The sequence below is a fragment of the Aquabacter sp. DMC10 genome (assembly GCF_056314145.1).
Genome location: NZ_JBQUYX010000011.1, coordinates 204,126 through 216,036, shown reverse-complemented (window position 1 = coordinate 216,036; position 11,911 = coordinate 204,126). Strand labels below are relative to the sequence as shown.

Sequence of the window (11,911 nt, the reverse complement as noted above, 5' to 3'; positions counted from 1 at the left end):
CGTGAGAGACATCTAAAGACGACGAACCAGCCGCTGAACTCGCGGCCGCAGCCCGTCGTTGATGGCCGGGTTATAGGGGCAGACCCTTTGCCGTGTCAACACCCTTCAAAACGGAAATCGCTTTTGGTTCCTTGCGCTGTGGACACTGCGGGGCATCGCACCCGTGGGATGCCGCGTCAGGGAGGGGCAAAGCGTTGAGCCGACAGGGTCCGGCGGGCGGCCCGTGCCCGTCCATTGGCCCATTCAAGCCGGGACCCGCAGCCGGTCGAAACACTCGTCCGTAGCGGTGGAGAGGCGATGCTTCATGATGCGCTGGCTGGGCGTGCGCTCAAAATCGTCCACCACGGCCACATAGCGAGGCAATTGGTAGCTGGCGAGGCGCGGCTCCAGCCACGCCAGAAGCTCGGACGCGCCGATCCGCGCGCCCGCCTTCGGCTTCACGAACAGCTTGATGTCCTGTTCGCCCACCTCCGCCGCGACCCCGATGATTGCACACTCCTCCACCGCGGGGTGACTGCCAGCCACATGCTCCACCTCCCAGGCGGAAACATTCTCGCCCTTGCAACGCACATTGTCCGTCATGCGGCCGTGGAATTGGAGGTTTCCCGCGCCATCCCACGAGCCGAGGTCGCCCGTATGCAGGCGACCATTGCGCAGGGCACGGGCGGTAGCGTCCGCGTTGGCATAATAGCCCGGCGTCAGCGCGCCGGGCAGTCGGGTGGCCACCACGATCTCCCCCCGCTCGCCCCTTGGCACCGTCTGCCCGGCCTCATCCAGCAACAGGACCTCGAACCAGGGCATGGGGCGCCCCACCGAGCCCACGAGGCCGGTATCATTGCAGGTGGTGATGCTGGAGGCTTCGGTCATGCCATAGCATTCCCGGATCTGGATGCCGAACCGGCGCTCGAAAGGCTCCCAGACCTCCTTTGGGCAGCCGCCCCCCCAGGCGATGCGCACATCATGCCGATGGTCGTCCGCGCGGGCGGGCTGCTTGAGCAGGATCTGGAGGATGCCACCGAGATAATGGATGTGGGTGGCTCCCTCCGCACGCACCTGGTCCCAGAAGCGGGAGGCGCTGAAGCGATCGACCATGGCGAGCCGGACGCCGCGGATAAGCGGCAGGACGATGAGCTGGGCGCCGCCGATATGGTAGAGCGGCTCCCAGACGAAGAAGACATCGGAGGGGCCGGCCGCGGAGACCCGCGCCACGCCTTCCCCGGCCAGGCGCAACATAAGGTGCGTGACGATCACGCCCTTCGGGCGGCCGGTGGTTCCCGATGTGTACATCAGGGCAAAGGGCGCCTCCGGCCCAGGGAGGGGAAGATCCGTCTCCGGAGGGGTGGAAAACAGGAGGTCCAGGTGGTCGGCGGGCACCAGGGCCAGGCCGTCCCACACGGCGCCGCTCGCCTCCACGGTCGCGATGAGATCCGCATCGGCAATGAGCACCTTGGGGCCGCTGTGCTCGAGGATATATTTCAGCCCCTCCCCTTTCTGCTGTGCATTCACCGGCACCCACACCGCCCCCGCCCGCGCGATGGCGAACAGCACGGCAAGTGTGGCCGGGTTGTTGCGCATCATCACCGCCACGCGATCGCCCACCGCGATGCCCTTCTGGCGGAGCGCGGCGGCAAGGCCGGCCGATTGCCGGTCAAGTTCGGCAAAGCGGATCGGCACGCCCGCAAAGCTGGCGAAGACGCGCTTCGGCTCGGTGGCGGCCTGGGCGAGGAAAAGGTCGAGGAAACCCTCGCTGGGAAAGGTCATGGGGGGTCCGTGATCTGGGAGCAAGCAGGTTGTCACCGGGCCGACGCGCGGCGGCGCAGCTCCTCGGCGACGAGCAGCAGCGACGTGATGAGCACGAAGATCACCACCGACACCGCCGCCAGGGTGGGGTTCAGTTGCAGGATCATGTCGTCCCACATCTGCTTGGGCAGCGTGGTCTTGATGCCGCCCGAGACGAACAAGGCGATGCTCAATTCATCGAAGGACGTGATGAAGGCAAAAAGGAACGCGGCCCCAAGCCCGCCCTTCACGATCGGCACCGTGACCAGGCGCAGCGCTTGGAAGCGGCTGGCCCCCAGTGTGGCGGCGGCCTGGTCGAGCCGCCAGTCGTAGCTTTTCAGCACGGCGGAGACGGCCACCAGGGCGAAGGGCAAGGCCAGCACCGTGTGGCCGATGACAAGGCCCAGGTCGCTGGCCACCAGTCCCATGCGCGCGAACAGGTAGAATAGGCCGACCGCGAGAATGATGCGCGGCACGATCATCGGCGCCAGAAAGGCGGAGAACACGAGGCCGCGCCAGCGCGAGGTGGACCGCGCCAGCGCCAGGGCGGCGGCGGCACCGAGTGCAGTCGCCAGGACCGCCGTGGCCAGCGCCACCCCGAAGGAGCGCACCGTTGCGGCGATCCAGACCGGGGACGAGAAATAGGCCTCGAACCATTTCAGGCCATAGCCCGGCGGCGGAAACTCCAGGAACGAGGACGAGGTGAAGCCCATGGGCAGCACCAGGAGCGCCGGCACGACGAGGAAGGCGAGGATCAGCCCGCCATAGGCCGGCAGGACCCAGCCCAGGGCCCGGTCTCCCAGCAGGGCGCGCAGACCATCGGACATGCGTCCGCAGAGGCTGGCGGCGGCATGCAGGGCGGCCAGGCCCAGCCGCCGCCCCCGGCCTTGCGCGCCGGCATGGCGCCCGCCCTCGCCGGAAAGACTGGAGAGGCCGAACACCCGGTCATAGAGCCAGCAGGTGACAAGGGCGGCCACCAGCATCAGCATGGCCAAGGCGCCGGCAAAGCCCCAGTTCAGGAGCTCCTGAACCTGGGTGATGATCATCTGCGCCAGCATGGTCTGCTGTCGTCCGCCCAGCAGAGCGGGGACGACGAAGAAGCCGAGCGAAGAGATGAAGGTCAGGAGGCCCGCAGCGGCAAGGCCGGGCATGGAAAGGGGAAAGAAAACCAGCCAGAAGGCCTGCCCCGGTGCCGCGCCCAGCGTGCCCGCGGCCTGGCCGAGGCGCTGGTCGATGCCGGTCATGACCGGCAGCATGGTGAGCACCGCCAGGGGCAGCATCGCATGCACCATGCCGATCATCACCCCCAGCTCGTTGTGCAGCAGGCTGAGGGGCGCGTCGATGATGCCCGCCGAGCCGAGCAGGCCGTTGATGACGCCGGAACGGCCGAGCAGGATCATCCAGGCGAAGGTCTTGACGAGATAGCTGGTCCAAAACGGCACCAGCACCAGCAGCACGAGACGTCCCCTGCGGCTCGCCGGCTGCCGGGCCAGCCAATACGCCAGGGGATAGCCGAGCAGAACCGAGAACAGGGCGGTCTCCCCGCAGATGCGGAACGTGATGCCAAGCACGCGCAGATAGACGCTGGCGCTGGCCATCCGCAGATAATGGGCGGCGGTGAACTGCCCCGTGTCGGCATTCTCGATGCTCAGCACCAGGAGGCTGGCCACCGGCAAGACGAAGAACACCAGCAGGAAGGCGAGCCCGGGCACGGCGAGCCAAAGCGGACCGAAAGCTGTTCGGCGGGTCAGGGAAGGCCGCAGGATGGCGGCGGCAAGGCTCATCTGCGTCTCTCCCCGTGGCGTTCCGACGCTTTCCTCATGGCACGAGCACGGCCGAGTCCGCCGCCCAGGTCAGGCAGATGGGGGCGCCCACCTGCGGCACCGGATGGCCGGGTGGCAGGCGCACGATGGCGCTCGCACCATCCGCTAGCGCCACCTGCAGGCGGGTCTCGGAACCTGCGTAAACCGTCTCGCTGAGATGCCCGCATATGCGATTGTCGCCGCCCTCCCCCACGCAAAGCTGCTCGGGCCTCACCACCAGCCCACCGGGGCCGTTCGGATGCGCCCCACGGGGCAGGCGGAACGTGCCGAGCGGCGAGACCAGAACGCCGCCGTCCGGCGCGGCCCGCACCTCGCCGCGGAAGATGTTGGAGATGCCGATGAAGTCGGCGGCGAACGCCGTCCGCGGCCGGGCATAGATCTCCTCCGGCGTCCCCAGCTGCTCGATCTCCGCATGGTTCATCAGGCAGATGCGGTCGGAGAGCGCGAGGGCTTCCTCCTGGTCGTGGGTGACATAGATGACGGTGGCACCGGTCTCCCGATGCAGGCGCTTGATCTCGAACTGCATGTGCTCGCGCAGCTTCTTGTCGAGGGCACCCAGTGGTTCGTCCATCAGGATCACGGAGGGCTGATAGACGAAGCAGCGGGCCAGCGCGACGCGCTGCTGCTGCCCGCCGGACAGCTCGCGGGGGAAGCGGCCACCGAGGTGGCCGAGCTGCACCATCTCCAGCGCCGCCTCCACCTTCCGCGCGGCCTCCGCCGCGGGCAAGCGGCGCATGCGCAAGGGAAAGGCGATGTTCTCCCGCACGGTCAGGTGGGGAAAGAGCGCATAGTGCTGGAAGACGAGCCCGATGTCCCGGCGATGGACAGGCGTGCGGGTCTCGTCCCGCCCGTCGAGCAGGACGCGCCCCGCGCTCGGCGGCGTCAGGCCGCAGATCATCTGCAGCAAGGTGGTCTTGCCGGAGCCGGACGGCCCCAGAAGGGTCAGGAACTCTCCGGCGGGGACCGACAGGTCGGTGGGTTTCAGCGCGGGGATTGCGCCATAGGTCTTGGCGAGGCCCTCGACCCGCAGCTTGGGCGTGCCGAGGGCGGTGTCCGACCTTGGGGAGGGTGCAAGCATGGGGGCGCCTTCCGCGGCCACGCGCTCAGCCCAGGAGCCAGGTGTTGAAGCGCTCGGTCATGGCGGACCGGTTCACGCTCCACCAGTCCTCGCGGGCGATGGTCATGACCTTCAGGTTTGCCGGCGCGGTGGGCAGCGCGGTGGCGCGGGCCGCGGGAATGTCGGCATAGGCCTGAAGATTGGTCGGCCCATAGGCCAGGGTTTCCGTGAACAGGGCCTGCTGCTTCGCGCCGGCGCAGAACTTCACGAAGTCCTGGGCTTCCTTCAGGCGCGGGCAACCCTTGGGAATGCCCCAGCCCTCAATGGAATAAAGCCCCTGGTTCCAGACCAGATTCACCGGCGCGCCGCCGTCGATGGCAGCCTGTCCGCGTGCGTTCCACAGGGCGATCATGTCCACTTCACCGCTCTGGATGAGCTGGCTCGACTGGGCGCCGGAGGCCCACCACACATCCACGTGCGGCTTGACGCGCTCAAGGCTCTTGAACGCCCGCTCCACGTCGAGGGGATAGAGCTTGTCCAGGGGCACCCCATCGGCGAGGAGGGCCTGTTCCAGGGTGTCGATGGGGTTCTTGCGCAGCGAGCGGCGGCCGGGAAACTCCTTCACGTTCCAAAAGTCGGCCCAGGATTGCGGCGCCTTCTTCAGGCGGTCGGTGCGATAGGCCATGATGGTGGAATAGACGTCCACCCCCATCCAAAGCCCGGTGAGAGCCTCCGGCATCAGGCCGGGCACCTCGGCGGCGGAAAATCCGATAGGGGCGAGCAGGTCCTGCTTGGCAAGGATGTCGCGGGCCGAGAGCGTCAGCGTGCACACGTCCCAGGTATAGGCCTTGGTTTCCACCATGGCCTTGAACTGGGCGGTGGGTTCGGCATCGCGCGCCACGTTCACCACCTTGATGCCGGTCGCCTTCTCGAACGGATCATAGAAGGCCTTGCGATAGCCCGGCGAATAGGGACCGCCGGGATCGGCCACTGTGAGGCTGCCGCCAGCCGCACGGGCCGGACGGAGGAGGGCCGGCGTCGCCAGGCCCAAGGCAAGTCCGCCAGCGCCCAGCAAGGCGGCGCGGCGCGAGAGCTTCGATGGGAGATCGGTCATGGTCTGGTCCCCTCTGGAAAGACGCAGCGCGCCGCTTGTGCGGTCTTGCGCGAGGTTGAAGGTTCAGGCGCGGCGGGCGGCCCGCTGAGCGAGGAAGGCTTCCATCATCCGGGCGGGCTCGCCGGAGGCGTAGGCCTCGCGCTGGATGCGGATGCCGGCGGCCAGGCAGTCCTCAAAGCCGGGCTGGGTCATTTCGCGGAAGCGCTGCCGATCGAGGCGCATGGCCACCGGCGGCTTGGCGGCCAGCTCTTCCGCCAGCTTGACGGCCTCGGCCAGCACCTCGGTGCGGGGCACCAGGCGATTGATGAGGCCGATCCGGTAGCATTCGTCCGCATCCATCAGGCGGCCGGTGAGCGTGAGGTCGATGGTGCGGGCAAGGCCGATCATCTCCCGCATGATCCAAGGCCCGGTGGTGGACGCGATGCCGGAATTGATCTCGGGCTGGCCCATGCGCACGCCGTCATGGCCCACCCGCAGGTCGGTCAGCAGCGCCACCTGGAAGGCAGACCCGGCGGCAATGCCGTTGAGCGCACCGATGAGCGGCTTGGACAGGGACCGCATCCGATCATAGAGGCGCTCCCATTCCGCCACCCATTCCTCCGCCCGGTCGGCATTGAAGGACTTGGTCTCGTTGAGATCCTGGCCCGCCCCGAAAGCCCGGTCGCCGGCGCCGGTCAGCACGATGGCACGGATTTCGGCGGCAGCCTCGAAGGTGTCAAAGGCGGCGATCAGCGCCTCCCGCATCGGTCGGTTCCAGGCATTGAGCACCTCCGGCCGGTTCAGGGTGACGATGCCGACGGGACCGCGCCGTTCGGTGAGAATGAAATCTGCCACGACGTCTCTCCTGCTGGAGCTTCTCAGGCTGGTTGGGGGCTTGCCAAGTTTATCGCAATGCGATAACTTTTATTTCATGTTGCTTACGATGCGGCGATCTGCGCGTCCTGTCAACAGGCGAGGGCGCGCACCTTCAGGTTGGCCGCCGCCACGCGCGGAGGAAAAAATGGCAAAGGAAAAAGCGCAGGAGCGGCGGGACGGGCTGATGGTCCAGTCGGTGGAAAAGGCGTTCCGGGTGCTGACCGCCTTCGATGCCGCGCGGCCCACCTTGAGCCTGACGCAACTGGCGGAGGCCATCGACCTCGACCTGAGCGCGACGCAGCGCTTCGCCCATACGCTGGAAAGGCTCGGCTATCTGCGCAAGGATTCAGCCACAAAGCACTTCGAGCTGACTGCCCGGACCCTGGACCTTGGCTACCATTATACGCGCGCCAATACGCTGGTGGACCGGGCTTTGCCCTATCTCCAGCACCTCAGCAAGACCACCGAGGAGACCATCAATCTCACGGTGCGAGATGACACCGAGATCGTGTTCGTGTCCCGCTTCCTCAGCCGCCACGTGCTCAATACGGATGTCATCATCGGCACGCGCATGCCGGCTTTCTGCACCGCGCCGGGGATGGCCATGCTGTCCATGCTGCCGCGGGAGGAAGCCCTTGCCGTGCTTGAACGGACGGAGCGGCGGGCCTTCACGCCCTCCACCACCGTGGACATGACGGACTTGGAAGCCAAGCTGGAAGAGGCCTCAAAACAGGGATACGCCACGGCCTTCAGCGAATTTTATCCCGGCGACCTGTCGGTCGCCGCGGCCATTCTCGACCGGGTCGGCCGGCCCATCGCGGCGGTAAACGTGGCGGTGTCCAGCGCGCGCTTCACCCCCGAGGAAGCCGAAGCGAAGTTCTCGCCCCTGGTGACGGCGGCCGCCCGCTCCATCTCCCAATACAAGGGCGGCCTTCTTCGATAAACGCAACGGCGCGCCATGGAGCGCGCGCCGTCCCATCTCGTCCCAAGATCGCTTCAGAGTTCATGAAGACCCTGAAGCGATCGAACGTTCAGCCCGCCGGTGCGGAGACGCCCGTCCCTTCCGGCACCTCGGGCACCTCCCGCCGATGGGTCTGGCCCATCAGAACATAGGCGGCCGGCACCACATAGAGCGTAAACAGCGTGCCGATGGCGAGGCCGGTGGCGATGACGAGGCCCAGATTATAGCGGGAGGCCGCGCCGGCACCCGAAGCGAAGATGAGCGGCACCACGCCCAGAACCATGGCCGCCGTGGTCATCAGGATCGGCCGCAGCCGGAGCGTCGCGGCGGCAAGGATCGCCTCACGCTTGGTCTTGCCTTCCAGCTGCAGTTCGTTGGCCACCTCCAGCATCAAGATGCCGTGCTTGCTGATGAGCCCCATGAGGGTGGTAAGGCCCACCTGGGTGTAGATGTTGATGCTCGCGCCCCCGACCCCGAGGCTGATGAAGATCAGCGCTCCGGCCAGCGACATGGGCACGGAGAGCAGGATCACAACCGGGTCGCGGAAGCTGTTGAACAAGGCGGCCAGCGACAAGAAGATCACGATCAGGGCGAAGGCGAAGGTGGTGACGAAGCCGCCGCTCTCCTGCACGTATTGGCGGGAGGCGCCGCCAAAATCCAGCGTGTAGCCTGGCGGCAGGGTGCGCTGGGCCAGATCCTTCAGCGCCGTGATGGCATCGCCCGTGGTGATGCCGGGCGCCACCACGCCGGCAATGGTGGCGGCATTGACCTGCTGGAAGTGGTTCAGCGATTCCGGCACCGTCTTGGTCTCGATCCGCGCCACCGTGGAGAGGGGAACCATGGTGCCGTCCGAGGTGCGGATATAATAATCAAGCACCTGATCCGTATTGAGGCGCGCCTCCTGCTGCACCTGGGGGATGACCTTGTAGGACCGCCCATCCAGGCTGAAATAATTCACATATCCGCCCCCCATGAGGGACGACAGCGCCCCGCCCACGTCACTCATGGACAAGCCGAGCAGCGAGGTCTTCTCGCGGTCGATGACGATGGACGCCTGCGGCTGGTCGATCTTCAGGTCATTGTTGAGGAAGATGAACAGCCCGGTGTCGAGGGCATCCTGGAGGAACTTGGCCGCCACCGCATTCAGTTTGTCGAAGCCATCGGAGGTGCCGATGACGATCTGCATGGGCAGGCCGTTGGAGCCCGGCAGCGGGGAGGTCTGGAAGGCGACGATCTTCTGACCGGCCACCTGGTTCAACTCCTGCTGGATCATAGGCTGGAGCTGCTTGGTGGTGGCCTTGCGCTCGTCCCAGGGCTTCAGCACCCAGCCGGCGATGCTGGTGCTCGGCGCCTCCACCTGGAACACCGTCTCGGTCTCCGGGTGCTTGGCGAAGGTCTCATAGGTCGCCCTGTTGTAAAGCAGCTTCTGCTGAAGCGTCGCATTGGGCGCCGAGATGCTCTGGGCGAGGATGATACCCTGGTCCTCTTCCGGCGCCAGCTCGCTCTGCGCTGTGCCATAGAGCCAATAGATGCTGGACAGCACCAAGCCCGCGAACACCGCGATGACCGGCAGATAATTCAGCGCGGAATCGAGCGAGCGGGAATAGGCGGCGGTCACCGCGCCCATCACCTTGTCCACCGCCAACACCATGCGCGATTCCAGATCGCCGCCGGCATGATCCACCGGCTTCAGCATGTGGGCCGACATCATGGGCGTCAGCGTCAGGGCCACAATGGCCGAGATGGTCACCGCCCCCACCAGCGTGAAGGCAAACTCCGTGAACAACGCGCCGGTAAGCCCGCCCTGGAAGCCGATGGGCACATAGACCGCGATCAGCACCACCGTCATGGCGATGATGGGATTGGCGAGTTGGCGCGCTGCGGCAAACGCCGCTTCGCGCGCGCTCATTCCTTCCTCCATGTGGTGGTTGACGCTCTCCACCACGATGATGGCGTCGTCCACCACCAGCCCGATGGCGAGCACCAGGGCGAGCAGGGTCAAGAGATTGATGCTGAAGCCGAAGGCCAGCATCATCAGGAAGGTGCCGATCAGCGACAGCGGGATGGCGATGACCGGGATCAGCACCGAACGCCAGGACCCCAGGAAGGCGAACACCACCAGGGTGACGATGGCCAGCGCCTCCACCAGCGTGTGCACCACCTCCTCGATGGAAGAGTTCACGAAGGCCGAGGCATCGTAGATGACGCCCATGCTGAGGCCGGTGGGCAACTGCGCCTCAATCTCCGGCAAAGCCGCCCGCACGCCCTTGATAACGTCCAGCAGATTGGCGGAGGGGGCGATCTGGATGCCGATATAGACGGACTCGCGACCACTGAACATGGTGGCGGAATCATAGTCATCGGAGCCCAGCGTGACGTTGGCCACGTCCTTCAGCCGCACCACCGCGCCGTTCGCCTGCTTGACGATGAGGTTCTTGAACTCATCCACATTGTGCAGGCTGGTGGAGGCGGTGAGATTCACCTGCACCATCTGGCCCTTGGTGTTGCCCAGACTGGCAATATAGTCGTTGTTGCTGAGTGCCGTGGAGACTTCCGAGGCGGTCACGCCATAGGCGGCGAGGCGGATGGGATCAAGCCAGGCGCGCATGGCGAAGGTCTTGCTGCCCAGGAGTTCCGCCGTCTGCACGCCGGTCACCGCCTGGAGCTTGGGCTGCACCACCCGGATCAGATAGTCGGTGATCTGGTTGGCCGCGATGGCATCGCTGCGGAAGCCGATATACATGGAATCGATGGTCTGCCCGACCTTCACCGTCAGCACCGGCTGCTGGGTGCCGGTGGGCAATTGGTTGAGCACCGAATTGACCTTGGTGTTGATCTCGGTGAGCGCCTTGCCGGTATCGTAATTGAGCCGCAGGTTGACCGTGATGGTGCTGGTGCCGGTGGTGCTGGTGGACGTCATGTAGTCGATGCCATTGGCCTGAGCGATGGCGTTTTCCAGCGGCGTCGTGATGAAGCCGGCGACCACATCGGGATTGGCGCCGGGATAGCTGGTCGTCACCGTGACGATGGCATTCTGCGTGCGCGGATATTGCAGGATGGGCATGGAGCTCATGGCGCGAAGGCCGAGCACCAGGATCAACAGGCTCACCACGATCGCCAGCACCGGGCGGCGGATGAAAATATCGGTGAAGGACGACATGGCTGCCTCCGCTCACTTGTCGACAATGGAGGGAGAGGGATTGTCGGTGGGCAGGACGGCGTTGTTGATGGTCACCTGCGAACCGTTGTGCAGCTTCATCTGGCCGGCCACCACCACCTCGTCCCCGGCGGTGATGCCGGAGGCGATGGCGATCTGGTCGCCGCGGGTCTCGCCGGTCTTCACGAACACCTGCCGGACGGCAAGGCCCGTGCTCGATCCCTCCTTCTTCTCCACCACGAAGGCAATGTCGCCGTAGGGGTTGGCCATGATGGCGGTCTGCGGCACCGTGATGAGGGGGCTCGGCGAGCCAACGGCTACATCCACCGTCGCGAACATGCCGGGCACCAGGCGATGATCGTCATTGCGGAATTCCGCCCGCACCTGAACGTTGCGCGAGGTGGAATCCACCTTGGGGCTGATGGCGGTCACCGTGCCCTCAAAGGCTTGCCCGGGATAGGTGTCCACGCTCGCCTTCACGGTCTGCCCGGTGCGCACCTCGGCCAGCGCCTGCTGGGGCAAGTAGAAGTCGATGAAGATGGGGTTCAGCGACTGGAGCGTCACCACGGATGTGCCGGCGCTCACATATTGACCGAGATCCACGGACCTTATGCCGAGACGGCCGGAAAAGGGCGCGGTGAGCGTCTTCTTGTCCACCACCGCCTGCTGCTCGGCCACCTGGGCCAGCGCCTTCTTGAGATTGGCGGTGTCGCTGTCGATGGTGGCCTGGCTGACGGCGTGGATCTTCAGCTGCTCCTGGTCACGGTTCAGGATGATGGCGCTGACATTGGCGGTCGCCTTCAGCGCTTCCAGATTGGCCAGCTCCTGCTCATTGCGCAGCTGGAGCAGCACCTGGCCTTCCTTCACTTCGTCGCCGGACTTGAAATTGAGCGTGGCGACAATACCGGAGCTTTCCAGCGACAGGTCGGCACCCGCCTCGGCGCGCACGGAACCCACCGCCTTGATGGAGGACTGCCAGGGCGTCAGCGCCGCGGCCATGGTGGCCACCGTCTGCGGCGGGTCCTTGAGCGAGGCCAGCGCCTGCTTGATCATGGTCGCCTTGAAGGTCTGGAAGCCGTAGAGCCCGCCGAAGATCAGGCCAACGGCGACCAGCATGAGGATCATCCGCTTTTTCATGTGTGGTCTCTTCTCGCAGATGCGGAGC

Annotated in this window: 8 protein-coding genes; 1 reads left to right on the top strand and 7 read right to left on the bottom strand. The window is 65.9% G+C overall.

The window, feature by feature from the left end:
• Positions 1 to 243: 243 nt before the first annotated feature.
• The 5 genes from ACT54L_RS24515 to ACT54L_RS24495 form a co-directional block, all read right to left on the bottom strand.
• Entirely contained in the window at positions 244 to 1,761 is a 1,518-nt protein-coding gene (locus ACT54L_RS24515; RefSeq protein WP_476088282.1) for an AMP-binding protein, read from the bottom strand.
• A gap of 32 nt (positions 1,762 to 1,793) precedes the next feature.
• On the bottom strand, positions 1,794 to 3,563 hold the full coding sequence (locus ACT54L_RS24510) for an ABC transporter permease subunit (protein ID WP_476088281.1): 1,770 nt from the start codon (positions 3,561 to 3,563) through the stop codon (positions 1,794 to 1,796).
• A gap of 34 nt (positions 3,564 to 3,597) precedes the next feature.
• The gene (locus tag ACT54L_RS24505) at positions 3,598 to 4,680 is read right to left on the bottom strand and encodes an ABC transporter ATP-binding protein (protein WP_476088280.1); all 1,083 of its coding nucleotides are present in this window, start codon (positions 4,678 to 4,680) and stop codon (positions 3,598 to 3,600) included.
• 25 nt (positions 4,681 to 4,705) lie between these two features.
• Positions 4,706 to 5,773, bottom strand: a complete 1,068-nt coding sequence (locus tag ACT54L_RS24500) for an ABC transporter substrate-binding protein (protein ID WP_476088279.1) — start codon at positions 5,771 to 5,773, stop codon at positions 4,706 to 4,708.
• Between the two features lie 63 nt (positions 5,774 to 5,836).
• On the bottom strand, positions 5,837 to 6,607 hold the full coding sequence (locus tag ACT54L_RS24495) for an enoyl-CoA hydratase/isomerase family protein (RefSeq protein WP_476088278.1): 771 nt from the start codon (positions 6,605 to 6,607) through the stop codon (positions 5,837 to 5,839).
• 166 nt (positions 6,608 to 6,773) lie between these two features.
• Between ACT54L_RS24495 and ACT54L_RS24490 the strand changes: the two genes are divergently transcribed.
• Positions 6,774 to 7,571: an IclR family transcriptional regulator gene (locus ACT54L_RS24490; RefSeq protein WP_476088277.1), complete on the top strand. Its 798-nt coding sequence runs from the start codon at positions 6,774 to 6,776 to the stop codon at positions 7,569 to 7,571.
• Between the two features lie 88 nt (positions 7,572 to 7,659).
• Here ACT54L_RS24490 and ACT54L_RS24485 read toward each other — a convergent pair whose 3' ends face one another.
• Together ACT54L_RS24485 and ACT54L_RS24480 are read right to left on the bottom strand one after the other, a co-directional pair.
• Positions 7,660 to 10,749, bottom strand: a complete 3,090-nt coding sequence (locus ACT54L_RS24485) for an efflux RND transporter permease subunit (RefSeq protein WP_476088276.1) — start codon at positions 10,747 to 10,749, stop codon at positions 7,660 to 7,662.
• Between the two features lie 12 nt (positions 10,750 to 10,761).
• On the bottom strand, positions 10,762 to 11,883 hold the full coding sequence (locus ACT54L_RS24480; protein ID WP_476088275.1) for an efflux RND transporter periplasmic adaptor subunit: 1,122 nt from the start codon (positions 11,881 to 11,883) through the stop codon (positions 10,762 to 10,764).
• Positions 11,884 to 11,911: the final 28 nt, after the last annotated feature.